The following is a 25,649-nucleotide window of genomic DNA, read 5'->3' on the forward strand; positions in this document are numbered from 1 at the left end:
GATCAGGCGTGCTGTTGAGGCGTTTCCAGGTACAGTTCACCGCGCTCCGATGAGCAGAACATCGACCTCAGGTTATTTTCAATATTGCGGCAGAGATCTTCGGTACGAATGCGATGCTGGCTGGTACCGAAAGGGCTTTGCAAGTCAGTTCCGATTCGCTCCATGGCCAACAACATGCAACCCACCACAGTGGAAACCAAAGGGGTGAACCAGCCCAGCGACGGAACCAGGCTGAGCGGCATGATCACGCAAAACAGAGTGCTGAATAGCCGTGGAAAATAGACGTACGGATAGGGCAGTGGCGTATTGGCAATTCGCTCCATTCCACCTTGCCAGTTGGAGATGTCAACCAGCGTCGACTCAATCCTGGCCAACCTGATGCTGTCGAGATGGCCGGCCTTGAACTCTCGAGCGATCAGTTCAGCGGAACCGCTGAGAATATCGTTTGGAAGGTTCTGGCTGCCTTTCAATAGCTGCCGTTCCGGCTCGGGCAAGACCCCCTTCAGCGATTCGATTTCCCTGATTCCCCTCAGGTGAAGGCGCAAGGTCTGTAAATAGGCTACATGGCGCTGCAGCAGTTCTGCTTTAACGCCGTTGGTACGCCCCTGCGGATCATCGATCAAGATCAATACCTGGCGGCCCAAGCTTCTTGAACTGTTGACCATCGATCCCCAAAGGGTTCGAGCTTCCCACCACCGGTTATAGGCACTTGAGTTTCTGAAGCTGATCAGAACGACCAATGCCGAGCACAGCAGCGTCAGCGGCATGAGTGGTAGCTCGATACCGTAGCCTGCGACGAGCATGGCGTCCAAGGTCACTGCTACGTCCCACATCAGTAGCCAGAACAACGACCATCCTACATAGCTGATCGTGCGTGCCAGGCATTTCCATTTTAACTTCACTGCAGTTGCCATCGCGTCACTCCTGTACCGGCTTGATGAAGGTAGGCATCTGCTCAACCGTTGCGCCGAGTCTAGAGAGTGATTCTTAATCGCGGCTTAATCTTGGACGAGATCCAGACCTCCTCAAGTCGGCCGAATACGGGATTGCTAGGCTAGGCGTCTCTATTGACGGCACTGCCAAACAAGCCCAGATTCAAGTCCATCCCTGTTTAGGGACCGAGAAAAACCCGTTACCCATCAACGGCTCAGGCCGCCGATGCCAGTCTCGTTTCCCGCTCCAGATTCTCAAAAACGCCGCCCGGCGAAAGCCGGGCGGCGTTTTTGTTTGTGGGGTGGGTAGTGCGCCTGGGGCCCTCCAGCTCAGGCGCGCTCGCCCTACAAGCCACAACGCCTCGCCCTGCCCGAGGTCATCACGCAGCCCGCGCGCTCGCAGCGTGATTACGAACGCCCAGCAAACACCTCTTTGAACACCGGCATCGCCGAGAAGATGTTCGGCCAGCCGGCATAGAACGCCAGATGCGTCAGCACCTCCGCCGCCTGCTCCTGTTTCAACCCGTTGTTCATCGCTCGGTTCAAGTGGTAAGGGATCTGTGCCACCTGGCCTGCCGCCACGAGCGCGCTGACGGTGATCAGGCTGCGGTCACGCGGCGCGAGGGCAGGGCGCAGCCACAGGTTGCGGAACAGGTAACCGGTGGTGTTGGCCACCACGCCGGGCGCGGTGGCGCCGAAATGGCTCTCGACCTGGGCTGCACGCTGGGCTTCCGCCTGCTCATCCAGGGCCAGTAGCACATCGTCAACCTGGGGCAATGCGCCAGGGTCGATAGAGTGCCGAGCGAACACCTGCTGGGCGGGCAAGATGGCGGCTATCGCGTTGCCCCAGCCGGCATAAAAAGCCAGGTGAGTGATGATTTCTGAAATCTCGCGGGCGGTCACGCCGTGCTGCAGCGCCATCTCCAGCTGGGTCGCCAGCTCCGCGGCTTGGTTGCGGGTAATCACGGCGGCCAACGTCACCACGCTGCGGTCCCGGCGGGACAGCTCAGGGCGGCTCCACAGCTTGCCCAGTACGTCGTCTTCAGTGAATTTTTTCAGCGCCGGAGAAATGCCAGCGATCTGCGCAAGCGTTGGGGTTTCGGCGGTAAGGGCAGTCATCCGGTGTCTCCATCGTATGGATGGCCCAGTCTAGCGAGCGCACCTTCAGCTGATTAGGCACAAGAATGGGGATGCACTTATCCTCTTGTGCATTAATTTCAGTGGTCTCGCAATGCCGCAATCACCATTCGCACCGCCAGTGACGACTGCCGGCGCGTTGCGTAGTACGCATGCATACCGGTGAACGTAGGAAACCAATCTTCCAACACCCAGGCCAGCCTGCCTGCCCGCACGTGCGCTTCGACCATGGGCTTGGGCAGATAGGCGAGCCCGAAGCCCTGCAACGCCGCGTCGAGCATCTGGTAGGAATTGTTGAACACCAACTGCCCGGAGACCTTCACATTGATGGCTTGCCCATCCTTGCTCAGCTCCCAGGCCATCAGGGTGTCACGGGTGGGCAAGCGCAAGTTGATGCAGTTGTGCGCCGTTAACCCGTGGGGTGCGGTGGGGGCCGGGTGGTGCTCGAGGTAGGCAGGCGAACCCACGATCGCCATGGTTTCATCCGGGGCGATGCGCACCGCGATCATGTCTTTCTCGACTTGATCACCCAGGCGAATGCCGATGTCGAAACGGTCCGCGACGATGTCGGACAGCCCGTAGTCGTTGAGCAGTTCAATCCGCAGTTCCGGGTGCGCCTGCAGCAGGCCTTGCAGCTTCGGCCATACGTACTGATTGGCCGAATAGTCGGTGGCGGTCATGCGCACGGTACCGACGGGTTTTTCGCGCAATTCGGCCACGGCGAGCAATTCCGCCTCGATCTCTTCGAGTTTGGGCGCCACCGAGTCGAGCAAGCGCTGGCCCGCTTCGGTGGCCGACACGCTGCGGGTGGTGCGGGTGAGCAGCAGCATCCCGAGTTGGCTTTCCAGGGCGGTGACGGTCCTGCTCAGCGACGACTGCGAAACCCCCAGTTGCGCGGCGGCTTTGGTAAAGCTGCGTTGGCGCGCGACGGTCAGCAGGGCGACAAGATGATTGAGGTCGGGGGCAGGCATTTATTCACCACAGCATGAGTGTATGCCGATCTTGCCACCTAGTGCTGTAGTCATCAACGCTCTACAGTGCTGGCACGGTTTTCAATGGGTCCGGTTCGCGTGGCCCAACCCGCACACTGGAGAGTGAATTCAATGAGCAATTCTGGCCAGACCATCATCCGCAGCGGCACCAAACCCTCTCTCAAGGGGCCGCAAGAGTGGTTTACCGGGTCCGTGCGCATCGACAATGCCTTCCAGCTCGAAGCGCCGGGCCAGGCGGTCGGGGCCATCGTGACCTTCGAGCCGGGGGCACGGACCTTTTGGCATGCCCACCCTCAAGGCCAGGTGCTGGTGGTATTGACCGGTGTGGGGTGGACGCAGTGCGAGGGCGGCCCGCGCACTGAAATCCGCGCTGGCGATCTGGTTACGTGCACCTGCAACAAGCGCCATTGGCACGGTGCCGCGGCGACCACCGCGATGTCGCACTTCGCGGTGACCGAAACCATCGACGGCAAGAACACTGACTGGATGGAGCCGGTAACGGATGAGCAGTACCTGGGCGGTGTACTGGTTACCGAGTGAGCGTGGCGTTTGCGACGGCCCATCGCCGGTTGTTAGCTGATCCTTCATGCTGCACCGCGATTCAGGTTTGCTGCCGGCTGGCGAACACGTCCTTTACCACCGGTACCGCGGTAAACACGCTCGGCCAGCCGCTGTAGAACGCCAACTGGGTGAGCACTTCGGAGGCTTGAGCCTGGGTCAGGCCGTTGTCCATGGCGCGGTTCAGGTGCGCGCCCAACTGGGCCACCTGGCCGGTGGCGATCAACGCGCTGACGGTGATCAGGCTGCGGTCCCTTGGGGCCAGGCCGGGGCGTAGCCAGAGGTCATGGAACAGCGCGGCGCTGGTGTAGTGCACCACCCCGGGTGAGACCGGGCCGACGTTCTTGTCGACAAACGCGGTGCGGACCTTCTCCGAGGCTTCGTCGATCGGCAGCAGCGGCGGCGCTACCGGTGGCAGTTGCGCGGCGCGGATGCCGCGTTGGGCGAATACCTCCTGGGTCACCAGGATGCTCGCCGTGGCGTTGCCCCAGCCGGTATAGAAGGCCAGGTGGTTGATCAGCTCGGAGATTTCCGCCGGCTTCACGCCGTTGTCCAGGGCCAGGTTCAGGTGGAACGCCAGCTCGGCAGCCTGCTGCTTGCTGATCAGCACCGCCAGGGTCACCAGGCTGCGGTCGCGCGGTGAAAGGCCCGGGCGTTTCCAGACCTCTCCCAGCAGGGTGGCCTCGGTGTTGTGCGCCAGCGCCGGTGAGACGGCGCGCATGGCCTCGAGTGACGGCACCGCGGGCAGGCTGGCGGTGTTGCGTTCCGGCGCCGCGCAGGCGGCCAGTAGCAAGGCGAGGCAGGCGGCGCCTGCTTTGCCGAGGTTCATCGGGAGGCCTCGTAGTCGGCGGCGCTGACCGGCTCCAGCCATTCCACGTTTTTGCCGTCCAATGCCTCCTGGATGGCGATATGGCTCATGCCGGTGGTGGCGGTCGCGCCATGCCAGTGTTTCACTCCCGGTGGGGTCCAGATCACATCACCCGGTTTGATCGGTGTCTTCTGCGCGCCTTCCTGTTGAACCCAGCCGGTGCCCGCGGTAACTACCAGCGTTTGGCCCTTGGGGTGGGTGTGCCACACCGAGCGCCCGCCCGGCTGGAACGTCACCTGGCCAGCGCTGACCGTGGACGGCGCCCGCGCGGCCATCAGCGGGTCGATCCGCGCGTTGCCGGTAAAGTCGCCGGGGGCGCCCATGATCGCCGGCTGCTCGCCGTTTCTCACGATACTCATCGCCTGGCCCTGGGCACTGCTTGCTGCGTGGGCTGCGATCGGCGCCAGCAAGGCGGCGGCAACGCGGCTAAGGAATAAGGCGGTTTGCATGGGCAAGCTCCTGCTCTGTTGGGCGTGGAGCCCACACGCTAGTGCAGGGGGCGCTCCAGCACTACCGGGCAAAAGCGGGATGAACCGATGAGCCATCCTCACAGGTTCATCCCGCTTTTACCTGGTATTCGTGGGGCGTGGGGCTAGAGGCAGGCGCGGCGCCGGGATTGGCTGAAGAGTGAGGTAACCTGTTCAGACAAAAGCCCCCCGGGCATCGCAGGCAGGGCGATGCCCGCGCTTGCGACCACTGATGGCGCTATACAGAACCGATGGGCGGCCGCCTGCCATACCCTGGCCCACGATTGCCCAGCCGCCTCTGCGATGCCACAATGACATCTAACGCCTCGCTCGCTAAACCGTCTGCGCGATTCCCGGACTCACGCCATGCCCAGTCTCAGTCGCTTCTCTAACCCGCCAGGCTCGCCGGAGAAGCGCCTGTTGGTTCGGCTGCGCCGCCTGCTGTGGTTCGTGATGTTGTCAGTCCAGGCTACCTGGGCCAGCCCAGGCAGCCAGCCCAATGGCGGCCTTCAGGTGATTGATTTCCAGCTCCGTTGGAAGCATCAGTTCCAGTTCGCCGGCTACTACGCCGCCATCTCACAAGGCTATTACCGCGACGAAGGGCTCGACGTGCGCCTGCACGAAGGTGGGCCCAATGTCACCCCCGTCGAAGAGGTGCTGGCCGGGCGGGCCCAATATGGCGAGGCCAACAGCGAATTGCTCTACGCACGCCTGCATGGAAAGCCCTTAGTCGCGCTGGCGGTGATTTTCCAGCATTCACCGTCGGTGTTACTGGCGCGTACAGATCAAGGTGTACGGACTGTGCACGACCTGATCGGTAAGCCGGTGATGTTGATGGATGCACAGACCGATGCGGATTTTCTCGCGATGTTCCGCAGCGAGGGCATACCGCTCGAGAAACTGCGCTTGCTGCCCAGCAGTTATCAAATCGAGGATCTCGCCAGCGGGCGGGTGACGGCATTCAACTCGTACCTGACCAACGAGCCGTTTTACCTGCAACAGCGCGGTGTGGACTACAACGTGATCTCGCCGGTGACCTACGGGATCGACTTCTACAGCGACATCCTATTCACCAGCCAGGCCGAGATTGACGAGCATCCCCAACGGGTCGAGGCGTTCCGCCGCGCTACGCTGCGGGGCTGGCGCTACGCGATGGACCACCCCGAGCAGATCATCGACCTGCTGCTTAGCCAGTATTCGGTGGAAAAAACCCGTGAGCACCTGGAGTTCGAGGCGCGCGCCATGCGCCCGCTGGTGCTGTCCGACCTGATCGAGATCGGCCATATGAACCCGGGGCGCTGGCAACGGATGGCGGAAACCTTCCTCGAACTGGGCATGGTCAACGACATCAAGAACCTGCAAAACTTCATTTATGACCCCAACCCACCGTACCTGGTTGAGCGCCTGCGCAAAACGATTGTCTACATCAGTATCTTCTGCGGGCTGGCGCTGATGTTCGCGCTGGTTTTGTTGAATGCCCATCGCCACCTGCGCAACGAGATCAAGTTGCGTAAACGTGCCGAAGATGAAGTACACAAGCTGGCCTTTTATGACAGCCTGACCGGCTTGCCCAATCGCAATAATTTCATCCCCTTTGCCAACCAGAAGCTACTCGATGCCCAGCAGCGAGGGGAGCATCTGGTGTTGTGTTACATCGACCTGAATCACTTCAAGCAGATCAACGACCGTTTCGGCCACCAAGCCGGCGATGCCCTGTTGATCCACGCGGCCGCGGCCATTCAATCCGCGATTGGCGAGGGCGACCTGGCCGCGCGCATGGGCGGCGACGAGTTCGTCGTGTTGCTCGACGGCGGGCATCACGGAGGCGATGTCGAGCGCATCACCCTGGACATCTGCAACGCGGTAGCGCTGCCGATTCTCTGGAAGGGCAACCGAATCAAGGTCAGCGCCAGCCTTGGGGTGGCGCATTATCCGGCCGATGGAGCGCTGCTCGATGAGCTGATCCTGAAGGCCGATACCGCGATGTTCGACAGCAAAGCGAGTACCCCCGCGCAAGCGTGAAGCCTTGCAAGGGCGGCGGGCCCGCCCCCCGGCTGGCGCGGCCCTGCACCTTTTAAGCTGCGGTATCGCCCGCGATGGCCTATCCTTGCGCCTCGTAATCAACTTCCGAGCAGTGATCTGAACGATGGGTTTTGAACAACTAGCCGAGCTCCGTGACCGCTTGGCGGCCGAAAAACGCCAGGCCAAGGCGGACACTCCGCAACGTCCCAAGCGCGCGCCCACCCCCCCGGCCAAGCCTCGGGCGCAAGACCCCGCAGTCGAGGCCATCTGGCCCCTGCAGAAGCATTTTCCATTGGCCTTCCCGGTCAGCCCGGCCCCCAAGGTCCCGCTCAAGGAGGGCATTCTCAAGGATGCCGCAGCGCACCTCGAGCGGCTGGGTATCACCCAGGAGCAGCTCAAGCTGGGGATCGCCACCTGGTGCCGCGGCGCGCGCTACTGGGCCTGCATGGTTGAAGGTGCCCAGCGCCTCGACCTCGACGGCCAGCCCGCGGGCGTGGTAACCGCCTCGCAAGCCCTGCACGCCAAGCGGCAGCGCGGGCAAGATCGGCGCAAGCGGGCGAAGGCGCCTGCGGGCGATGAAGGCGCGGCTGAGCCTAGCTGACCAACGCTGCCCCGGCGGTAAACAGCCCTAATTACTTCAGGTGGTTTTACTGAGCGCATGATCTGACTGGCCCATCGCCCGGCACAGCCGGCCTCCCACCAGAGTTGTGTAAGTACCTGATTTACGAGGCAACACAGAACCCGTGGGAGGCCGGCTGTGCCGGGCGATAGGCCCTGAAGCTCATGCACAAAATCAGCAGGGCTCACCAATTGATCCCCTCCATGAAACCCTGAATGGCTTAAGTGAACAGCATGACGGCTGTGCCAAGCAGCCGCGGCCTCGGCTCAGGCTCTGAGGGTCGTACTGCGCCCCAACGCTACCCTCCCGCTGGCGTCGGGCAGCGGCCACGAATACACATGGAAGTCACCCGACACCGCGGCGGTTCCGTTGTTGAAGTTGGCCATCAGCTCGCCTTGGGTGGCCGGTATCAGCAAGCGCCGGCGGGCATCGATGAACAGCGCATCGGGGCCAATCAGCCGCGGGTCCTGAAGCAGCGTGGTGCGCGTGCCGTTGGGCGCGACCACTTCGATACTGCGGCTTTCCACCAGGCCGAGGTAGAGGTTGCCGAGAGTGTCGATACAGGTGCCGTTAATCGTGCCCTTGTCGAAGGCCTGGACAACGTGCGCTTCGAGGGCGTCGTCATCCTGGGTGGGCTTGCACGCGGGTACAGGCGAGTGGCCGTAAACCTGTACGGGCTTGAATACGTCTACTACGCCTATGAGAGCGTTCTCATGGGGAGGCGTTCCCTGCCGTACAGCACACCCGAAGGAGTCTCTGGATGAGCAGTATCAACGGAAAAAGGGCAAACGAAACGCGCCACCGGAGGGGGCCCACAACACCCAGGCCCAGCCCCCCACACAAGGCCCACCAGCCCCCTCAAGATGATTTCCGCCGGAATTTTCACCGCGCACCGCCCATACTCAAACCTAAAGGGCGCGCCCCAACCCCCTTCAACCCTGCCACCCACGTGGCCACGAGCACCCCGGCGCCCCAGCGTTAAGCGGCCTGCGGCCTTTATCCAACACCCCACAAACAACAAGTACAGGTGTGACGATGAACTACCCCAGCTTGAACTTCGCACTCGGCGAAACCGCCGACATGCTTCGCGACCAAGTGCGCGCCTGGGTGGCCGCTGAGGTCGCCCCCCGCGCCGCCGAGATCGACCAGACCAATACCTTCCCCGCCGACCTGTGGCGCAAGCTCGGCGCCATGGGCCTGCTGGGGATTACCGTCGATGAAGCGTATGGCGGCGCGGGGCTGGGGTACCTGGCCCATGCCATCGCGATGGAAGAGCTCAGCCGCGGCTCGGCCTCGGTGGCGTTGTCTTATGGGGCGCATTCGAACCTGTGCGTGAACCAGATCAAGCGCAATGGCAACGCCGCGCAAAAGGCCCGTTACCTGCCCAAGCTGGTCAGTGGCGAGCATATCGGCGCCCTGGCGATGAGTGAGCCCAACGCCGGTTCGGACGTGGTGTCGATGCGCCTGCGCGCCGAGCGCAGGGGCGAGCGCTTTATCCTCAACGGCAGCAAAACCTGGATCACCAACGGCCCGGATGCCCACACCTACGTGATCTATGCCAAAACAGACGCCGCCAAGGGCGCCCATGGCATTACCGCGTTCATCGTCGAGCGTGGCTGGCAGGGCTTCAGCCGTGGCAGCAAGTTCGACAAGCTGGGCATGCGTGGCTCCAACACCTGCGAGCTGTTTTTCGACGACGTCGAGGTGCCTGAAGAGAACATCCTCGGTGCCGAAAACGCCGGGGTGAAGGTGCTCATGAGCGGCCTGGACTACGAACGGGTGGTGCTGGCGGGCGGCCCGGTGGGGATCATGCAAGCGTGCATGGATGTAATCGTGCCGTACATCCATGCGCGCAAGCAGTTTGGCCAGAGCATCGGCGAATTCCAGCTGATCCAGGGCAAGGTGGCAGACCTGTACACCCAGCTCAACGCCAGCCGCGCCTACCTGTACGCCGTCGCGCAAGCCTGTGATCGCGGCGAGACCACGCGCAAGGATGCCGCCGGGGTGATCCTCTACACCGCCGAGCGCGCCACCCAGATGGCCCTCGAGGCGATCCAGATTCTCGGCGGCAATGGCTACATCAATGAGTTCCCCACCGGGCGCCTGTTGCGAGACGCCAAGCTCTACGAAATCGGCGCGGGCACCAGCGAAATCCGCCGCATGCTGATTGGCCGGGAACTGTTCAACGAAACCCGTTGATACCGCCACGCGCGGCCCGCGGGCCGGTTATGGAATCTGTATGAGCAGGGGGGGCTACATGGCCATATTGCACTCGGCGATCAACGTTAAAACGCCTGAATACACACGCAACGCCAGCGCGATGCAGGCGCAGGTTTCAGCGCTGCAAGCGCTGGCTGCGGCCATCGCCGACGGCGGCGGGGAGCATGCCCAGGCGCGGCATACCGCACGCGGCAAGCTGTTGCCCAGGGACAGAATCGATTGCCTGTTGGACGTCGGCTCGGCGTTTCTGGAAATCGGCCAACTCGCGGCGCATGAGGTGTACGCCGAGGCCGTGCCGGCTGCCGGCCTGGTTGCCGGGATCGGCCTGGTCGAGGGCGTGTACTGCATGATCGTGGCCAACGATGCCACGGTGAAGGGCGGCACCTACTACCCGCTCACGGTGAAGAAGCATCTGCGCGCCCAGGCCATCGCGCTGCAGAACCGCCTGCCGTGCATTTACCTGGTGGACTCGGGCGGGGCGAACCTGCCACTACAAGCCGAGGTGTTCCCCGACCGCGAGCACTTCGGCCGAATCTTCTACAACCAGGCCACCATGAGCGCCGCGGGCATCCCCCAGATCGCCGTGGTGATGGGCTCTTGCACGGCGGGCGGTGCCTATGTGCCGGCGATGAGCGACGAGACGATCATGGTGCGGCAGCAGGCGACGATCTTTCTCGCCGGCCCGCCGCTGGTGAAGGCCGCCACCGGCGAAGTGGTCAGCGCCGAAGCGTTGGGCGGCGCCGATGTGCACTGCAAAACCTCGGGGGTGGCGGACCACTACGCGGAAAACGACGAACACGCCCTGGCGCTGGCGCGGCGCTGCGTGGCCAACCTGAACTGGCGCCCGCTGGGCATGCTGAAGCTGCAGGCGCCAGTGGCGCCGCTGTACCCGGCCCAGGAGTTGTACGGTGTGGTCCCCGCCGACCCGCGCCAGCCGTTCGAGGTGCGTGAGGTGATCGCCCGCTTGGTCGACGGCAGCCTGCTCGATGAGTTCAAGGCCCTGTACGGCACCACCCTGGTGTGCGGCTTTGCCCATGTGCAGGGGCACCCGGTGGCGATCCTGGCGAACAACGGGATTCTCTTTTCCGAGGCCGCGCAGAAGGGCGCGCACTTTATCGAGCTGGCCTGCCAGCGGGGCATCCCGCTGGTGTTTCTGCAAAACATCACCGGGTTCATGGTGGGCAAGAAGTACGAAGAGGGCGGCATCGCCAAGCACGGCGCCAAGCTGGTCACCGCGGTGGCCTGTGCGCGGGTGCCGAAGTTCACGGTGATCCTCGGCGGCAGCTTCGGCGCCGGTAACTACGGCATGTGCGGGCGTGCCTATGACCCGCGGTTTCTGTGGATGTGGCCGAACGCGCGGATTGCCGTGATGGGCGCCGAACAGGCCGCCGGGGTACTGGTGCAGGTCAAGCGCGAACAGGCGCAACGTGCCGGCGAGCCGTTCGACGAGGCCGAGGCCGAGCGAATCAAGGCGCCCATCGTCGCCCAGTATGAACAGCAGGCCCATGCCTGGTACTCCAGCGCCCGGCTGTGGGATGACGGCGTCATCGACCCCGCGCAAACCCGCGAGGTGCTTGGGCTGGCGCTGCGCGCCAGCCTCAACGCGGCGAATCAAACCAGCGCGTTCGGCGTATTCAGGATGTGACCCCATGAGCGACTTCTCCACGTTACAACTCGAAAAAGACCCCCGGGGTTTCGCCACCCTGTGGATGGACCGCAGCGACAAGCACAACGCGTTCAACGCGCAGATGATCGCCGAGATGACCGCCGCGTTGGCCTTGGCCGAGGCCGATGGCACCCTGAGGTTTTTGCTGCTGCGCGGGCGCGGTAAACATTTTTGCGCCGGCGCCGACCTGGCCTGGATGCAAGCCTCGGCGCAACTGGACTACGCCGCCAACCTGCGCGATGCGCAAGCGCTCGCCGAACTGCTGCACAGGCTCCACGGGCTGCCGATTCCCACCCTGGCCGTGGTGCAAGGGGCAGCGTTCGGCGGCGCGGTCGGCCTTGCCAGTTGCTGCGACATGGCGATTGCCGCCAGCGGCGCGGTGTTCTGCTTGTCCGAGGTGCGCATCGGCCTGGTGCCCGGGGTGATCAGCCCGTTCGTGGTCCGGGCCCTGGGCGAACGCGCGGCGCGCCGCTATATGCTGACTGCAGAGCGGTTTTCCGCCGCGCGCGCCGCTGAACTGGGGTTGCTCAGCGAGGTGGTGGCGGCGGAAGAACTGGAGCAAACCGCCGAACGCTGGGCCGCTCAGTTGCTGCTCAATGGGCCGGCGGCGCTCAAGGCCTGCAAGGCATTGCTCAGCGGTGCCGGCGCGGGCAACGTGCCGGCGCCGATGCGGGCGTTCACCGAGGCCGCCATTGCGCGCATCCGGGTCAGCCCTGAAGGCCAGGAAGGGCTGGCCGCCTTCCTGGAAAAACGCCTGCCCGCCTGGCAAGAGGTGCAAGCATGACGATCCGTAGTGTACTGGTTGCCAACCGCGGCGAAATCGCCTGCCGGGTGATGCGCAGCGCGCGCCAGATGGGCATCGCCACGGTGGCGGTGTACAGCGACATCGATGCCGCGGCCCGGCATGTGCGTGAGGCCGACAGCGCCGTCGGCCTCGGCGGCAGCAAGCCCTCGGAAAGCTACCTGGTGATCGACAAAATCCTCGCCGCGGCGCGTGCCAGTGGCGCTGACGCGATCCACCCAGGCTATGGCTTTTTGTCCGAGAACGCGGCGTTCGCCAGGGCCGTACAGGCGGCAGGGCTGGTATTCATCGGGCCGCCGGCCAGTGCCATCAGCGCCATGGGCAGCAAGGCCGCGGCCAAGGCCCTGATGGAAGCCGCCGGGGTACCGCTGGTGCCGGGTTACCATGGCGAAGACCAAAGCCTGGCGGCGTTGCGTGGCGCGGCGCGGCAAATCGGTTACCCGGTACTGCTCAAAGCGAGCGCCGGCGGTGGCGGCAAGGGCATGAAGGTGGTCGAGCACGAAGAAGACCTCGCCGCCAGCCTGGGCGCTGCGCAGCGTGAAGCAGAGTCGGCGTTCGGCGATGCGCGGATGCTGGTTGAAAAGTACCTGGTGCAGCCGCGGCACATCGAAATCCAAGTGTTCGCCGACCGCCACGGGCATTGCCTGTACCTCAACGAACGGGATTGCTCCATTCAACGGCGCCACCAGAAGGTGGTCGAAGAGGCGCCGGCGCCAGGCCTGGCACCGGCGTTACGCCAGGCCATGGGCGAGGCGGCGGTCAAGGCGGCGATGGCCATCGGTTACGAAGGGGCCGGCACGGTCGAGTTCCTGCTCGATGCCCGCGGCGGGTTTTTCTTCATGGAAATGAACACCCGCTTGCAGGTCGAGCACCCCGTCACCGAGGCCATCACCGGGCTAGACCTGGTCGCCTGGCAGTTGCGCGTGGCCAACGGTGAGGCACTGCCCATCGGCCAGGCGCAGGTGCCGCTGCACGGCCATGCGATCGAGGTGCGGCTGTACGCGGAAGACACCGACCAGGGCTTCCTGCCGGCCTCCGGGCATTTGAGCCTCTACCAAGAGCCCCCGGCCGGGGACGGCCGGCGCGTCGACAGCGGCGTGGCCGAGGGGGATAGCGTCTCGCCGTTCTATGACCCGATGCTGGCCAAGCTGATCGCCTGGGGCGAAGACCGAGAGCAAGCCCGCGGGCGCCTGCTGGCGATGTTGCAGGGCACCGCGGTGGGCGGTTTTGCGACCAACCTGGGGTTCTTGCGGCGGGTGCTGGCCCACCCTGCCTTTGCCGAAGGGGGCGCCGATACCGGCTTTATCGAGCGCTACCTGGCAGACCTGGTGCCCAGCCGTTCGCCGTTACCCGATGCGTTCTGGGTGTTAGCCGCCCAGGCCTGGGTGGTGTTGCAGCGCGCCGCCGCCGGGCCGGCGCCGTGGGGCGTTGAGGTCGGCTGGCGGCTGAATGCACGCCCGTCGATACGCCTGCACTTGATGGCCAGTGAGCAACGGCGGGTGGTGACGCTCAGCTCGCTCGAGGGCCTGCACGCGGCGCCCGATGGCCTCTGGCGCAGCCACGCGGGCCAGCGGCAACGGCTGGCTGCCTACCTGCGCCTGGGGGTATTGTACCTGGAGTGGGAAGGCCGGCTGGAAACCGTTCGCCAGTGGGACCCGCTCCTTGAGCTGGCGGCGCTGGCGCACACGGCAGGCGGGCTCAGCGCGCCGATGAATGCCAGTGTGGTCGCGGTGCTGGTGCAACCCGGGCAGGCCGTGGAGGCGGGTACTGCGCTGGTGCTCCTCGAAGCCATGAAGATGGAGCACGCCATCAAGGCGCCCCACCGCGGGACCGTCACCGCGCTGTTTTGCACCGAGGGCGAACTGGTGGCCGAAGGCATGCCGTTGGTCGAGCTCGCGCAAGCTGATGCGGCGGCAACGGCCGCCAGTTGATCCACCGCCATTGCCACAGGGGGCTGCCATGCACCGCTTACCGCAAGCCGTTCGTATCGTCGAGGTTGGCCCGCGCGATGGGCTGCAGAATGAAAAAAGCCCGTTGCAGTTGGCGGATAAAGTCCGCCTGTGCAACGACCTGAGCGCCGCTGGGCTGGCGTACATCGAGGCCGGCAGCTTCGTCTCGCCACGCTGGGTGCCGCAAATGGCCGACACCGCGCAGGTGTTCCGCGAGATCACCCGGCGCCCCGGTACCACCTATGCGGCACTGGTGCCGAACCTCAAAGGCCTGGAACGCGCGCTGGAATACGGCGCCGACGAGGTGGCCGTGTTCGCCGCCGCCTCGGAGCGCTTTTCTCAGCGCAACATCAACTGCTCCATCGCCCAGAGCCTTGAGCGGTTTGTGCCGGTGATCGAGGCGGCCAGCGCGGCGGGGGTGAAGGTCCGGGGCTATGTGTCTTGCGTACTGGGCTGCCCGTATGAGGGGGCGATCAGCCCGCGGCAGGTTGCCGAGGTGGCCGGCGAGCTGGCTGCCATGGGCTGTTATGAGATTTCCCTGGGCGACACCCTCGGCTGTGGCACGCCCGGCGCCACCCGGCGCCTGTGGGAGGCCGCCAAAGCGCGGGTGCCCGTGCAGCGCTTGGCGGGGCACTTTCATGACAGCTACGGGCAAGCCCTGGCCAACCTCTACGCCAGTTTGCTCGAAGAGGTCAGCGTATTCGACAGCTCGGTGGCCGGCCTGGGCGGCTGCCCCTATGCCCCAGGGGCCAGCGGTAACGTGGCCAGCGAGGATGTGGTCTACCTGCTCGATGGCCTGGGCATCAACACCGGGGTTGATTTGCCGCGGTTGGTGGAGGCGGGTGTGCGTATTTCCAAAGCCTTGGGGCGTGGCAACGGGTCAAAGGTGGGGCAGGCCTACGGGGCCCTTCGCCCCGCATAGCCGGGATGCCGGCTGTGCCGTAATGCTGTTCACTTAAGCAATCAGAGCGCCAGATCGGGGGTGAAAAGCACTCATTACTTCAGGTGGTTTTACTGAGCGCATGACCAGACCGGCGCATCGCCCGGCACAGCCGGAGTGCCGGACCACGGCCTCCCACCAGATTTGTGTAAGTGATTGATTTACTTGGCAACACAGAACCCGTGGGAGGCCGGCTGTGCCGGGCGAAGGGCCCTGAAGCTCATGCGCTCAACAAAACCACCTGAAAAAATCAGCGTTTTTCACCCTCCAGCCAGCGCGCTGATCGCTTGAGTGAAGCGCACTACGCCACCGCCGCGGTCCGGGCTACTGCGCCGTCAGCGTTGGCCTGCCCTCCAGCGGCGTGCGAATCAGCAGGTAGGGCGGCTGCCGAGTGTCGAACCCCTTACCCAGGCGATCCCACTGCCCCAGCGTCACGTAAGCTGCGTCAGCGCTCACGAACAGCCCGTCTGGCCAGACCAGCCGAGGGTCACGCAGCAGCACCTCGAGGTGGCCATCGGGCCAGCGGCGCAGTATCTGGTGATGTTCGGCATCGGTCAGGTAGAGGCGGCCCTGCCGGTCGATGTCCATGCCATCGGTCATGACCTTTTCACCTTCATCCTTGATCTGCGCGGCCAACTGTTGGTCGTCGAGGCTGAAGTTGGCCAACGCGGCCGTGGGCAGGCTCCACAGGTGCCGGCTGGTAAGCGGCGAATAGTACAGCCGGGTGCCATCTGGGGTCAGCGCCAGGCTGTCTACGCCCCCATGCGGGAACACCGTGTGGTCACCGTCGTAGCGCATCGGCACGCCATCGAGTTGGGTCACGAAATCCTTCTGCGCATTGATCGTGGGGTCATGGCTCAGTACCCGCCGTTGTTTGCCGCTGGCAAGGTCTACCACCACCAGGGCCGGGTGCTCGCCGAACGAGGAATCGGCCACGTAGGCCATGCCCTGTGTGCCGTGGGTCAGGTCGATACGCAGGTCATTCATGTGGCTATCTTGCAGCAGTGCGTCTTTCAGCACGATCGTGTTCACCACGGTGTTGCTGCGCAGGTCGATGCCCACCACTTTCGCGGCATCGGCTTCGATACCGGGGTGCCCTGCTTGCTTGCCATCATCGATGAGCCACAGCCGGCCCTGGCTGTCGAGCGTCATGCCATGCACGGAAATCAAACGCTGGGCGTTGGGTAACCGTGACGGCATGCTGGCAGCCGCCGATGGGTAGGCGACGAGTTTGCCGTCAACCAGCTCTGCCAGGGTCATCCCAGGGTGGTCAATGGCATGGCGAGGGAAGCCAACGAACGTTCGCCCGCTGGGCGTGACGACAATTCCGGAGGGCCCCGGCCCGGCAAACGCCGCAACCTCCTCGACAGTGCCCACGGGGATCAGGCTTCTGTCCTGAGTGTCGCCTTGGGCCGTGGCGCTGCACAGGGCCAGGCAAAGGCTGGCAAGCGTTGCGAGACTCGCTAGGGGGGATCGCGTGAACACGACTATGCGCTCCAGTTGGCGGATTAACCCTAAGGCCGGCCTCGCTCTGAAATCGGTTTCAGAGCGAGGCCAAAAAAAACCTGCGCGTTCATTTTGGCAACAGGTCGGTGATGGCTCACGTTGAGTTGGAAGGATGAGGCGCTGATCGGTTCCGTTGGCGCAGCCTAGCCAAACGACCCTTGCAAGGCCTTGACCGCCTGCGCGGCGCAGGCTTCGTCTTTATCGCCGCCCGGCGCGCCAGAGACGCCAAGGCCGCCCAGCACTTGCCCGCTGGCTTTGCGCAAGGTCACCCCACCCGGAATGAAGAGCACTTCCGGCACGGTATTCAGGGCGCCGTTCACCGGCCCGTCTTCCTTGGCCGCGATGATTTCGCTGGTGCTGTTCTTGTTGAACGCCTGGCCGTATGAGAATGCCGTGTAGGCCTTGCGGTACGCCACCGATAGCGACTGCAACGGCACGCTGTCGCCTTTGATCACTGCCTGCTGGTGACCGGAGGGGTCAACCACCGTGGCGGTCACCGAGTACCCCTGCGCCGCGCAGGTTTGAACCGCCTCGGCAGCCAGTTTTTCCGCGGTTTGCCACGGCAGTTTTTGCGTGGTGATCAGGGCAGGGGGGGCCGCCAACGCTTCGGTGCAAACCATCAAGCCACCCATCGCCAGTAATACGAATGTGCTGGTAGCGCGCATCGTCTTGCCTCTCTCTTCAGGTCGAGAAGCCAGTATCAATATCCCCGGCAGGTGGAAAAACCGCCTAATATCGAAAGGTCTTTCCGGTTAAAACGGATAACCCACATGCACGACGTTTCTGACATGGCGGTCTTGGTCGCAGTGGTTGATCAAGGGGGCTTTTCCGCGGCGAGCAGGCGCTTGGGAATGGCCACCTCGGTGATCAGCGACAGGGTGAAAAACCTTGAAGCCCGCCTTGGGGTAAAGCTGTTACACCGCACCACGCGCAGCCAGGTACTGACCCAGGCCGGTGCCCGGTACCTCGAAAGCGCCCGGCGGATCATCGCCGACATCGCCGCCATGGAGGCCCGTGTCACTGAAGAAAGCGCCGTGGCCTGTGGCGACCTGCGTATCACCGCGCCGGGGCCGTTGGGCCGCCAGCATGTGGCCCCCCTGGTGGCGCGCTTTTGCCAGCGCCACCCGCAGATCCGCGTGCACTTGATGATCGAGGACAAGTTCACGGACATCCTCGCCGATGGCTATGACCTGGCCTTTCGCGGTGGCCCCTCTATCGACAGCGCCCTGGCCGGGCGTTGCCTGTTCACCACCCGCCGCGTGACGGTCGCCAGCGCAGGCTATCTGCAGCAGGCCGGGGTGCCGGAAACCCCCGAAGCGCTGAGGCACCACCGCTGCCTGGCGTTCAACCACGAGCCGCACTTTCACGCACAGTGGCGTTTTGGCCGCGGGGCCCAGGCGCGTACAGTGCGGGTCGAAGCGGCCATGGTGTCGAGCAATTCGGAGCTCCCGGTTCAGTGGGCACTGGCGGGGTTGGGGGTCACGCAGAAGTCCTGGTGGGAGGTACAGCCTTACCTGGCCAGCGGGCAGTTACACACCCTGCTGGACGCCTATGAGCCGGCCCCTGCTGGCTTTTTTGCGATTCACCCGGTGCGCTCCAGCCAGTCTCGAAAAATCAGCCTGTTCCTCGACGTGGCCGTTGCGTATTTCCGCGACGCGTTCGGGCCGGATGTGGCCGAAGGGCTGCCTAACGCGCGCGCGCGTGGTGATTGACCACTGCCATTGCGCCGCCCAGCCTTGGCGGGGACAGGCCGGTGAGGCCCATGCACGAAACGGCCTGGCCAGCGCTGACTACACCTGCGCGCTCACCATTGCTGAGCGCCCCTCAAAACCCCAATGAGGCATCCGTGCATGATCGCCTTCGATGAATTCTATAGGCTGTCTCGCGCATGCAGGAGGGGAACCAGGCGTGGATATACATTTCAGCTGTAACGGCTGCGGCCGTTGCTGTGAGGGGCATCATGTCCCGCTGACGCTCACGGAGGCTTACCACTGGGTTCGCCGCGGGGGTGACCTCATTGTGCTGGTGGAGTGTTTGATCGAACAGGCGGCGCCACTGAGCGTGGCCGAGCGAGAACATCAGGGCAAGCGGGCGGTCAGCGTGCGTTGCGGCCAGCAGTGGCTGCCGGTGATCGTCACCTTCGCGGCATTCAACCCCGGCCGCTGCCGGCACTTGCTGGCGGATAACCGTTGCGCCATCTATGCCGAGCGCCCATTGGTGTGCAGGATTTACCCCGCCGAGATCAACCCGGCGGCCGCTTTTACCCCGGCGTTGAAGGATTGCGCCGCCGAAGTGTGGCTGCCACCCCAGCCACTGATCTACCGGGCTGGCTTGCCCGCGCCTGAGCTGCAGGCGCTGATCGAGCAGTCGCGCGCCGCTGACCGCGCGGACAAAGCGCGAAAGGTCGCGATCTGCGAGGCGCTGGGTATTCGCGTGGCGGCGTTGAAAGGCGAAGGCTTCACCGCCTGGCGGCCCGACTCGCAAGCCTGGCTGAACGCCTACGCGCAACAGGGCGGGCGCAGCGACCCTGGCGCGCAGTGGTACGTTCAGCCTAGCACGGCACGCCTACACGAAATCGTGGCCGATGCAGGCTATCACCTCGGCAGCGTGGCCGGCTCGGCAGGGGCGTTCATTCCGTTGGCGAGGCCCGCTGCGGAGCAAGCGGTTTAGACGTCGAGGCGGCGCTCGCTCATCCACTTGACCATTTTCGGGTCGCGATGGGAAAAAAAGCTGCTTTGGCCCGTTTCCAGGGTGCCGATACGTTCTACGTCGTGCTGGTCCAGTTCGAAGTCGAACACGTTGAGGTTCTCTTCCATTCGCGCCCTGCGCACCGATTTGGCCAAGGCCACGATCCCGCGCTGGGTGAGCCAGCGCAGCACCACCTGGCCAACCGACTTACCGTGCTTGCGGCCAATCTCGACCAACACCGGGTTCTCGAACAGATGGTTGCGGCCCTCCGCGAACGGCGCCCAGGCTTCAGGTTGAACGCCCTGTTCAGCCATGAAGGCCAGTGCCTCTGCCTGCTGCAGGAACGGGTTGATTTCCACCTGGTTGACAGCCGGTACCACCGCGTTGAAACCGATGATGTCCATCAGCCGGTCGGGTTGGAAATTGCTCAGGCCGATGCCGCGAAGCTTGCCGGCTTTCAGGGCATCTTCCATGGCCCGCCAAGACCCATGCACGTCGCTGAACGGTTGGTGGATCAGGTACAGGTCGAGGTAGTCCAGTTGCAGGCGGCGCAATGATTTATCGATCGCTTGCTGGGTGCGCTCATAGCCGGTGTCTTGCACCCACAGTTTGGTGGTGACGAACAGCTCGCTGCGCGGCACGCCGGCCTGCTTGATACCGCGCCCAACGGCTTGCTCGTTGAGGTAGGACGCCGCGGTGTCGATCAGCCGGTAGCCCGCGCCGATGGCATCGACTACACAGCGTTGGCATTCGGCGGCGTCGGCTATCTGGAACACCCCATACCCGAGGGTGGGCATTACGCTGCCGTTGTTCAGTGTGACGCGCTGCATGGTGTTCTCCCGATCATGAATGTGCATCGCCAGCGACCGTTGCCGCCCGAGGTCGCCGCGCCCCGGCGCAACCGCTTGGGGCCTGTGAGCTGGCGCCAATCTACGCAGTGCCAGGCCCGCTGATAAGCCGCTGGCGTCGAGATAAGCCTGTGAAGCCTATTCATCAAAACAGCCGGTGATGCTGCACCGCTTGAGTCACTGATGAATGGTGCTCATAAGGGCTTTCAGGTTTTCCTGCTTATCGGAGGCCCGCGTTGCAACTAAGGTCACCTGAATGAAGTACGGGTGCGCCGTGCTTTTAAAACCCGGCAGCGGCTTTGGGGCACTAAAACTATGATCGATTCAATGCGCGCGGCGTCGCCCAACGGCCCCGCAGCCGTTATCGCCATCGCCCTGGCTCTGGGCATGGCAGAAGCTTGCGCCAGCCCCGCTGAGCAAGCCGGGCAGCCCCCTGTACAGGCACAGAGCGAGGTGTTGTCGGCCAGGCAGCAGGCTATTCCACTGATCGCTGCGTGCATGGCGGCCAGTGACATGCCTCAGCTCAACCTGGCCCTGAACCAAGGGCTGGATGCGGGCCTGACCCTTAATGAAGCCAAGGAAATCCTGGTTCAGCTGTATGCCTATGTCGGGTTCCCGAAAAGCCTCAATGCACTTGAGGCCTTGCGCAAGGTGGTGGAGCAACGCCGCCAGCGCGGCATCGAGGATGCCGTGGGCGCTGAACCGAGCCGAGCGATCCCTACCGGGGACGCGCTGCGCGCGGTCGGCAAGGCAAACCAGACTAAGATATCCGGAGCACCGGTCAAGAACGCGGTCACTGACTTTGCCCCCGTGATCAAACAGTTTCTTCAAACGCACCTGTTCGGCGACGTTTTCGAACGCGACAACCTTGATTGGCAAAGCCGCGAGTTGGCGACCGTCGGGGCACTGGCAGCCACGCCAGGGGTGGAAGCACAATTGCGCTCGCACATCAGCGCGAGCCTGCGCGTTGGGCTGGCTACTTCGCAGTTGCGCCAGGTCATCCAGATATTGGCGCGCAAGGGGCATGCGCAGGCAGCCGAACGCGCCGAGACTGCCTTGGCCCAGGTGCTTGCCAGTATGCCGGAGCGTTAAGCCATGTACCGAACGGCTATCAACGTGGTGGCGATACTGCTGCTGGCCTGTTCAGTGATGGCCACCGCCAGTGCCCACGCACAACAACCGTTAGCCCTAAAGCCCAAGGACTTGGCCATGGATACACGTCAGCAAACTGTGCTCGTCGTTGGGGCTAGCGGCACCATTGGCCGGCCCGCGGTCACTGAGGCTTTGCGCCGCGGCTACGCGACTCGGGCGCTGATCCGTGACCCGGGCCAAGCCAGGCTGTTTCCGGCCGGCGTTGAAACCGTGGTGGGGGATCTGACCCGCGCCGACACCCTGCATGAGGCAGTCGCGGGCGTTACGGCTATCGTTTTCACCCACGGTATCAGTGGCAACGACCCACAGGGCGCGGAGCAAGTAAACTATGGCGCGGTGCGAAACATCCTGAGTGTGCTCAAAGCGCCGGCACGGATTGCCCTGATGACCACCGTCGGCGTCACCAAGCCTAGCCCGGGGCACGATTGGAAGCGCCGTGGCGAGCGGTTGGTGCGCGCCAGTGGGCTGCCTTACACCATCGTACGGCCCGGATGGTTCGACTACAACGATAAGGACCAATTACACCTGGTGCTGCGCCAGGGCGATACCCACTGGGCCGGGGCGCCAGCGGACGGTGTGGTATCCCGCGAACAGATTGCGCAAGTGCTGGTGGCCTCACTCACATCCGCTGCCGCGAACCGCAAGACCTTCGAACTGGTCGCGGAACACGGCGCCGCCCAAACTGACCTCGAGCCGTTGTTCTCAGCGCTGCCAGTTGACCCACCTCATCGTTACGATGGCATTGGCGACCGCGATAACTTGCCGTTGGCCGATGAGCCAACCACCGTGACGGATGATCTTGAAGCGGTGCGCGGCGGGTTCCCGAACTGACGGTCGATCGCCCGTACCACGCCGCCGCCGAAGGAGTATAAGTAACGCCATCTCGAGCAAGCCTGAGCGCCACTTTTGTGAGAGACTGCGCCGGCCCCATGCCAATGCCGGGCGAGTTGCCCCGCCAGCTCTCCTCGGTTGCCCATTTTGACCAGCCCGCGGCCCTCCCCGGCGGGCTGCATCGGGAGATCCATGTGCCGCCCGCTCCGTTGGATCTAAACAGTGATGACCGCTTGTCGCAGGTACTCAGCGCGAGTGAGCGCTTGGTCATGGCGACATCGGTCGAGGAGGTGGTCGCGGTGCTCCGCGACACGGCCCGCGCCAGCGTCGGTGCCGAGGGTGTGGCCGTGGTGATCGAAGATCACGGGCGCTGTGCTTATGTGGCGGAAGACGCGGTCTCCCCGCTCTGGCAGGGCCAGAGTTTTCCGGCGGACCACTGCATTTCGGGGTGGGTGATGCGCCATGGCGAGACCGTTGCGATCCGTGACGTGCGCGCCGATTCACGCATCCCGCAGGATGCCTATGCGCCTACGTTCGTTCGCAGCCTGGTGATGGTGCCCATCGGCAGGCCTGTTGCCGTCGCGGCGCTCGGCGCGTACTGGTCAAGCGTTTGTGATCACGGCCCCGATGCGATCAAACGGCTGGAAAGCCTGGCGCGCCTCGCGACGATTGCGATTGAGAACGCGCGGATCACCCAGGCACGCAATCGCGCGGCCGCTTTGGGCGCGGCGCAGAACCGGATCTTGAAGCTGGCCGTGGAAGCCCCGGCGTTGGGCGTCACACTCGAGGCTATCGTCCGCGAAGTGGAGGCGCTGTCGACCTCTGGCTTCTTCGCCAGCATTTTGCTTCTGGGCGAGCAGGGGCCGGCGCTGCAGCATTGCGTTGCGCCGAGCGTGCCGGAGGCATTCAACCAAGCCGTGCAGCGCACCCTGGTTGGCCTCGGTGCCGGCCTCGCCAGCGTGGCGGCCGAGGCCGGCGGTTCCCCGGGCGAGGCGTTTTTGCCGCAACTGCGCAGCTTGGCCGCGGGCTATGGGTTGCAGGTCTGCCGGTGTATCCCGATACGCTTGGCGCAGGGCACCACGCTCGGTGCGGTTGTGCTGTATCACCCGGCGTTGCGCGAGCCTTCGTGGGCTGATCTCGAGATCCTCGACTTTGTGATCAGTACGATCTCGCTGGCCGTCCAGCGTGGCCGCTCGGATGCCGCCGTTCGGGCCAGCGAAGAACGCCTGCGCCTGGCTGTCGAACACGCCGATGTCGGTTTCTGGGACGTGGATTTCGTCCGCGATACGCTGGTGTGGGCGCCACAGACCAAGGCCATGTTCGGCCTGTCGGCGGGCGTTGCGGTCACCTTGCGGGACTTCTACGACGGTTTGCATCCTGCCGATCGGGAGGCGACGATCGCGGCGTTCGCGGCGGCCGTCGACCCTGAACGCCGCGCGTTATATGAAGTCGACTATCGCACCATCGGCCGTGAGGATGGAAAGGTTCGCTGGGTCGCGGCCAAGGGCCGCGGCGTGTTCGATAGCGATGGCCGTTGTTTGCGGGTGGCCGGCACCGCGATGGAGATCACCGCGCGCAAAACCGCCGAAGAGAACCTGCGCGAGCTTAACGCGACCCTTGAAGGGCGCGTTGCCCAGGCCATTGCCGAGCGTGAGGAGGTGCAGCAAGCGCTGCGCCAGAGCCAGAAGATGGAGGCCATGGGGCAGCTTACCGGCGGCGTGGCCCATGACTTCAACAACCTGCTCACGCCGATCGTCGGCACCCTCGACCTGTTGCAGCGGCGCGGCGTGGGCGGCGAACGGGAACAGCGATTGATTTCCGGCGCCCTGCAATCGGCAGACCGTGCCAAAACCGTCGTTCAACGGTTGCTGGCGTTTGCCCGGCGCCAACCGCTGCAGATGATTCCCGTGGATGTGGCGAAGCTCCTGGCGGAAATGGCCGACCTGATGGCAAGCACCACCGGGCCGCAAATCAGGGTCGCTATCGATGCCCCGGAGGGCCTGCCCGCCGCCTTCGCCGACCCGAACCAGCTCGAGATGGCACTGCTTAACCTCACGGTGAACGCGCGCGATGCGATGCCCACAGGGGGCACGATTGGCATCTCGGCCAGCCGGCAACGCGTTGGCGAAAACCATCGCTCGAAGCTGCCGTGTGGGGAGTACCTGTGCCTGGCGGTCAGCGACACCGGGACCGGCATGGACGCGACCACGCTAGCCCGCGCGATAGAGCCGTTCTTTTCGACCAAAGGGGTGGGGCAGGGAACCGGCCTGGGGCTGTCTATGGTGCATGGGCTCGCCTCGCAGTTGAACGGTGCCTTGACGATTCAGAGCGCGCCGGGTGTGGGGACGAACGTGGAGCTTTGGCTTGCGCTCAGCCCCGCGCTACCGGCGCTGGCCATGCCGCTTGCCGAGGTCCCGGCACGGCGCTCGGCGCGAGGGGTGGCGTTGCTGGTCGATGATGAAGAACACGTACGGGCGAGCACCTCTTACATGCTCGCCGAACTCGGCTACCAGGTGATTGAAGCCCCCTCGGGGGAAGAGGCGATGGCCTTGATCGGCACCGGCGAGGCCTTCGACCTGCTGATTACCGATCATCTCATGCCGGGCATCAGCGGCACCGACCTGGCCCGCGTGGTGCGCAGCGCCCGGCCTGAGGCGTCGATCCTGTTGGTGTCGGGATACGCGGAGCTCGAAGGGCTTGACCCGCGGCTGCCGCGGCTGACCAAACCCTTTCGCCAGCATGACCTGGCGGCCACGCTCGCGAGGCTGCAGCGGCCCCGTTAGGCCGCCAAGGGCGCTTGAACGTCAGGCAATCAGCGGCACGCCGCTGAGCGCCTGCAATTCGTCAAAGCCGATGTCAGCGCAAATCTCGATGACTTTCAGGCCATCGGCCGTCACTTCGAGCACAGCCAGGTCGGTGTAGATACGGCTCACGCAGCCAATGCCGGTCAGCGGGTAGGTGCACTCGGGTACCAGCTTGCTTTCGCCGCTCTTGGTCAGGTGGTCCATCATCACGAACACTTGGCGGGCGCCGGTGGCCAGGTCCATGGCGCCGCCCACGGCCGGGATCGAACCTTCGGCGCCGGTGTGCCAGTTGGCCAGGTCACCCTTGACCGACACCTGGAAAGCCCCCAGCACGGCGATGTCCAGGTGGCCGCCACGCATCATCGAGAACGAGTCGGCATGGTGGAAGAAGGCACCGCCGGTGAGCAGGGTCACGTGCTGCTTGCCGGCGTTGATCAGGTCATCGTCTTCCTCGCCCGGCGCAGGGCTCGGGCCCATGCCCAGCAGGCCATTTTCGCTGTGCAGGAACACTTCTTTGTCGCCCAGGTAGTTGGCGACCAGGGTCGGCGCGCCGATGCCCAGGTTAACGTAGGCGCCTTCTTGGATGTCTGCGGCCACGCGCTGTGCCATCTCGGTGCGGGAAAGCTTTTTGGTAATGGTCATGGCAGG

General features: G+C 64.3%; 23 protein-coding genes. 13 read left to right on the forward strand and 10 right to left on the reverse strand.

The genetic code is table 11. The features are described 5' to 3' along the window. Positions 1-2: 2 nt before the first annotated feature. The 3 genes from ACFZCE_RS17160 to ACFZCE_RS17170 all read right to left on the reverse strand — a co-directional run bounded on the left by ACFZCE_RS17160 (position 3) and on the right by ACFZCE_RS17170 (position 3,040). Positions 3-914, reverse strand: a complete 912-nt coding sequence (locus ACFZCE_RS17160; protein WP_390941090.1) for a bestrophin family ion channel — start codon at positions 912-914, stop codon at positions 3-5. 426 nt (positions 915-1,340) lie between these two features. After that, the gene (locus ACFZCE_RS17165; protein WP_390941092.1) at positions 1,341-2,051 is read right to left on the reverse strand and encodes a carboxymuconolactone decarboxylase family protein; all 711 of its coding nucleotides are present in this window, start codon (positions 2,049-2,051) and stop codon (positions 1,341-1,343) included. Between the two features lie 98 nt (positions 2,052-2,149). Further along, complete coding sequence (locus ACFZCE_RS17170) at positions 2,150-3,040, reverse strand: LysR substrate-binding domain-containing protein (protein WP_390941093.1); 891 nt, start codon at positions 3,038-3,040, stop codon at positions 2,150-2,152. A gap of 132 nt (positions 3,041-3,172) precedes the next feature. Between ACFZCE_RS17170 and ACFZCE_RS17175 the strand changes: the two genes are divergently transcribed. Continuing rightward, complete coding sequence (locus tag ACFZCE_RS17175; RefSeq protein WP_390941095.1) at positions 3,173-3,601, forward strand: cupin domain-containing protein; 429 nt, start codon at positions 3,173-3,175, stop codon at positions 3,599-3,601. Positions 3,602-3,662: 61 nt separating this feature from the next. Here ACFZCE_RS17175 and ACFZCE_RS17180 read toward each other — a convergent pair whose 3' ends face one another. Beyond that, positions 3,663-4,448: a carboxymuconolactone decarboxylase family protein gene (locus ACFZCE_RS17180; RefSeq protein WP_390941097.1), complete on the reverse strand. Its 786-nt coding sequence runs from the start codon at positions 4,446-4,448 to the stop codon at positions 3,663-3,665. Continuing rightward, entirely contained in the window at positions 4,445-4,936 is a 492-nt protein-coding gene (locus tag ACFZCE_RS17185; RefSeq protein ID WP_390941099.1) for a cupin domain-containing protein, read from the reverse strand. The genes ACFZCE_RS17180 and ACFZCE_RS17185 overlap by 4 nt, the downstream gene beginning before the upstream one ends. Positions 4,937-5,320: 384 nt before the next feature. On the opposite strand from ACFZCE_RS17185, the gene ACFZCE_RS17190 reads away from it, so the two are divergent. Then, a complete protein-coding gene (locus ACFZCE_RS17190; RefSeq protein WP_390941101.1) occupies positions 5,321-6,976 on the forward strand; it encodes an ABC transporter substrate-binding protein in 1,656 nt (551 codons plus the stop codon). Positions 6,977-7,100: 124 nt separating this feature from the next. Continuing rightward, positions 7,101-7,577, forward strand: coding sequence for a ProQ/FINO family protein (locus ACFZCE_RS17195; protein WP_390941103.1), 477 nt, complete (start codon positions 7,101-7,103; stop codon positions 7,575-7,577). Positions 7,578-7,861: 284 nt separating this feature from the next. Here ACFZCE_RS17195 and ACFZCE_RS17200 read toward each other — a convergent pair whose 3' ends face one another. Further along, positions 7,862-8,122, reverse strand: coding sequence for a hypothetical protein (locus ACFZCE_RS17200; RefSeq protein WP_390941105.1), 261 nt, complete (start codon positions 8,120-8,122; stop codon positions 7,862-7,864). Between the two features lie 508 nt (positions 8,123-8,630). Here ACFZCE_RS17200 and ACFZCE_RS17205 point away from each other — a divergent pair. The 5 genes from ACFZCE_RS17205 to ACFZCE_RS17225 are packed head-to-tail and all read left to right on the forward strand — an operon-like array spanning position 8,631 to position 15,154. Beyond that, the gene (locus ACFZCE_RS17205) at positions 8,631-9,794 is read left to right on the forward strand and encodes an acyl-CoA dehydrogenase family protein (protein WP_390941107.1); all 1,164 of its coding nucleotides are present in this window, start codon (positions 8,631-8,633) and stop codon (positions 9,792-9,794) included. 58 nt (positions 9,795-9,852) lie between these two features. Then, positions 9,853-11,460, forward strand: coding sequence for a carboxyl transferase domain-containing protein (locus ACFZCE_RS17210; RefSeq protein WP_390941109.1), 1,608 nt, complete (start codon positions 9,853-9,855; stop codon positions 11,458-11,460). Between the two features lie 4 nt (positions 11,461-11,464). Then, a complete protein-coding gene (locus tag ACFZCE_RS17215; protein ID WP_390941111.1) occupies positions 11,465-12,265 on the forward strand; it encodes a gamma-carboxygeranoyl-CoA hydratase in 801 nt (266 codons plus the stop codon). Then, a complete protein-coding gene (locus ACFZCE_RS17220) occupies positions 12,262-14,214 on the forward strand; it encodes a biotin carboxylase N-terminal domain-containing protein (RefSeq protein ID WP_390941113.1) in 1,953 nt (650 codons plus the stop codon). Before ACFZCE_RS17215 ends, ACFZCE_RS17220 begins: the two co-directional genes overlap by 4 nt. A gap of 28 nt (positions 14,215-14,242) precedes the next feature. Beyond that, positions 14,243-15,154, forward strand: a complete 912-nt coding sequence (locus ACFZCE_RS17225) for a hydroxymethylglutaryl-CoA lyase (protein ID WP_390941115.1) — start codon at positions 14,243-14,245, stop codon at positions 15,152-15,154. Positions 15,155-15,496: 342 nt separating this feature from the next. Here ACFZCE_RS17225 and ACFZCE_RS17230 read toward each other — a convergent pair whose 3' ends face one another. Both ACFZCE_RS17230 and ACFZCE_RS17235 read right to left on the reverse strand, forming a co-directional pair. Further along, positions 15,497-16,372: an L-dopachrome tautomerase-related protein gene (locus ACFZCE_RS17230; RefSeq protein WP_390941117.1), complete on the reverse strand. Its 876-nt coding sequence runs from the start codon at positions 16,370-16,372 to the stop codon at positions 15,497-15,499. A 449-nt stretch (positions 16,373-16,821) separates the two neighbouring features. Beyond that, positions 16,822-17,298 carry a heme-binding protein gene (locus ACFZCE_RS17235; protein WP_390941119.1) on the reverse strand — a complete coding sequence of 159 codons (477 nt, stop codon included), beginning with the start codon at positions 17,296-17,298 and terminating at the stop codon, positions 16,822-16,824. A 168-nt stretch (positions 17,299-17,466) separates the two neighbouring features. Here ACFZCE_RS17235 and ACFZCE_RS17240 point away from each other — a divergent pair, with 168 nt between their 5' ends. Together ACFZCE_RS17240 and ACFZCE_RS17245 are read left to right on the forward strand one after the other, a co-directional pair. Next, positions 17,467-18,390, forward strand: a complete 924-nt coding sequence (locus tag ACFZCE_RS17240) for a LysR substrate-binding domain-containing protein (RefSeq protein ID WP_390941187.1) — start codon at positions 17,467-17,469, stop codon at positions 18,388-18,390. A 151-nt stretch (positions 18,391-18,541) separates the two neighbouring features. Beyond that, positions 18,542-19,348, forward strand: coding sequence for a YkgJ family cysteine cluster protein (locus tag ACFZCE_RS17245; protein ID WP_390941121.1), 807 nt, complete (start codon positions 18,542-18,544; stop codon positions 19,346-19,348). On the opposite strand, the gene ACFZCE_RS17250 is transcribed toward ACFZCE_RS17245, so the two are convergent. Then, positions 19,345-20,196, reverse strand: coding sequence for an aldo/keto reductase (locus tag ACFZCE_RS17250; protein WP_390941122.1), 852 nt, complete (start codon positions 20,194-20,196; stop codon positions 19,345-19,347). The genes ACFZCE_RS17245 and ACFZCE_RS17250 overlap by 4 nt on opposite strands. Positions 20,197-20,601: 405 nt before the next feature. Here ACFZCE_RS17250 and ACFZCE_RS17255 point away from each other — a divergent pair, with 405 nt between their 5' ends. The 3 genes from ACFZCE_RS17255 to ACFZCE_RS17265 all read left to right on the forward strand — a co-directional run bounded on the left by ACFZCE_RS17255 (position 20,602) and on the right by ACFZCE_RS17265 (position 24,980). Continuing rightward, the gene (locus ACFZCE_RS17255; protein ID WP_390941189.1) at positions 20,602-21,306 is read left to right on the forward strand and encodes a carboxymuconolactone decarboxylase family protein; all 705 of its coding nucleotides are present in this window, start codon (positions 20,602-20,604) and stop codon (positions 21,304-21,306) included. A gap of 3 nt (positions 21,307-21,309) precedes the next feature. Beyond that, the gene (locus ACFZCE_RS17260; RefSeq protein ID WP_390941124.1) at positions 21,310-22,197 is read left to right on the forward strand and encodes an NAD(P)H-binding protein; all 888 of its coding nucleotides are present in this window, start codon (positions 21,310-21,312) and stop codon (positions 22,195-22,197) included. A gap of 98 nt (positions 22,198-22,295) precedes the next feature. Beyond that, a complete protein-coding gene (locus ACFZCE_RS17265) occupies positions 22,296-24,980 on the forward strand; it encodes an ATP-binding protein (protein WP_390941126.1) in 2,685 nt (894 codons plus the stop codon). Between the two features lie 21 nt (positions 24,981-25,001). Here the strand turns inward: ACFZCE_RS17265 and ACFZCE_RS17270 are convergent, their stop codons facing one another. Further along, complete coding sequence (locus tag ACFZCE_RS17270) at positions 25,002-25,643, reverse strand: 3-oxoacid CoA-transferase subunit B (protein WP_390941128.1); 642 nt, start codon at positions 25,641-25,643, stop codon at positions 25,002-25,004. Positions 25,644-25,649 lie beyond the last annotated feature (6 nt).

The sequence above is a fragment of the Pseudomonas sp. NPDC007930 genome (genome assembly GCF_042958985.1).
Taxonomy (GTDB): domain Bacteria; phylum Pseudomonadota; class Gammaproteobacteria; order Pseudomonadales; family Pseudomonadaceae; genus Aquipseudomonas.

Coding starts and splice junctions, on each gene's coding strand:
- ACFZCE_RS17250 (WP_390941122.1), bottom strand. CDS start 20,196: ATGCAGCGCGTCACACTGAACAACGGCAGCGTAATGCCCACCCTCGGG.
- ACFZCE_RS17175 (WP_390941095.1), top strand. CDS start 3,173: ATGAGCAATTCTGGCCAGACCATCATCCGCAGCGGCACCAAACCCTCT.
- ACFZCE_RS17205 (WP_390941107.1), top strand. CDS start 8,631: ATGAACTACCCCAGCTTGAACTTCGCACTCGGCGAAACCGCCGACATG.
- ACFZCE_RS17165 (WP_390941092.1), bottom strand. CDS start 2,051: ATGACTGCCCTTACCGCCGAAACCCCAACGCTTGCGCAGATCGCTGGC.
- ACFZCE_RS17255 (WP_390941189.1), top strand. CDS start 20,602: ATGGCAGAAGCTTGCGCCAGCCCCGCTGAGCAAGCCGGGCAGCCCCCT.
- ACFZCE_RS17195 (WP_390941103.1), top strand. CDS start 7,101: ATGGGTTTTGAACAACTAGCCGAGCTCCGTGACCGCTTGGCGGCCGAA.
- ACFZCE_RS17245 (WP_390941121.1), top strand. CDS start 18,542: ATGAATTCTATAGGCTGTCTCGCGCATGCAGGAGGGGAACCAGGCGTG.
- ACFZCE_RS17185 (WP_390941099.1), bottom strand. CDS start 4,936: ATGCAAACCGCCTTATTCCTTAGCCGCGTTGCCGCCGCCTTGCTGGCG.
- ACFZCE_RS17190 (WP_390941101.1), top strand. CDS start 5,321: ATGCCCAGTCTCAGTCGCTTCTCTAACCCGCCAGGCTCGCCGGAGAAG.
- ACFZCE_RS17240 (WP_390941187.1), top strand. CDS start 17,467: ATGGCGGTCTTGGTCGCAGTGGTTGATCAAGGGGGCTTTTCCGCGGCG.
- ACFZCE_RS17170 (WP_390941093.1), bottom strand. CDS start 3,040: ATGCCTGCCCCCGACCTCAATCATCTTGTCGCCCTGCTGACCGTCGCG.
- ACFZCE_RS17215 (WP_390941111.1), top strand. CDS start 11,465: ATGAGCGACTTCTCCACGTTACAACTCGAAAAAGACCCCCGGGGTTTC.
- ACFZCE_RS17235 (WP_390941119.1), bottom strand. CDS start 17,298: ATGGTTTGCACCGAAGCGTTGGCGGCCCCCCCTGCCCTGATCACCACG.
- ACFZCE_RS17160 (WP_390941090.1), bottom strand. CDS start 914: ATGGCAACTGCAGTGAAGTTAAAATGGAAATGCCTGGCACGCACGATC.
- ACFZCE_RS17260 (WP_390941124.1), top strand. CDS start 21,310: ATGTACCGAACGGCTATCAACGTGGTGGCGATACTGCTGCTGGCCTGT.
- ACFZCE_RS17210 (WP_390941109.1), top strand. CDS start 9,853: ATGGCCATATTGCACTCGGCGATCAACGTTAAAACGCCTGAATACACA.
- ACFZCE_RS17220 (WP_390941113.1), top strand. CDS start 12,262: ATGACGATCCGTAGTGTACTGGTTGCCAACCGCGGCGAAATCGCCTGC.
- ACFZCE_RS17180 (WP_390941097.1), bottom strand. CDS start 4,448: ATGAACCTCGGCAAAGCAGGCGCCGCCTGCCTCGCCTTGCTACTGGCC.
- ACFZCE_RS17265 (WP_390941126.1), top strand. CDS start 22,296: ATGCCAATGCCGGGCGAGTTGCCCCGCCAGCTCTCCTCGGTTGCCCAT.
- ACFZCE_RS17270 (WP_390941128.1), bottom strand. CDS start 25,643: ATGACCATTACCAAAAAGCTTTCCCGCACCGAGATGGCACAGCGCGTG.
- ACFZCE_RS17225 (WP_390941115.1), top strand. CDS start 14,243: ATGCACCGCTTACCGCAAGCCGTTCGTATCGTCGAGGTTGGCCCGCGC.
- ACFZCE_RS17230 (WP_390941117.1), bottom strand. CDS start 16,372: ATGCCGTCACGGTTACCCAACGCCCAGCGTTTGATTTCCGTGCATGGC.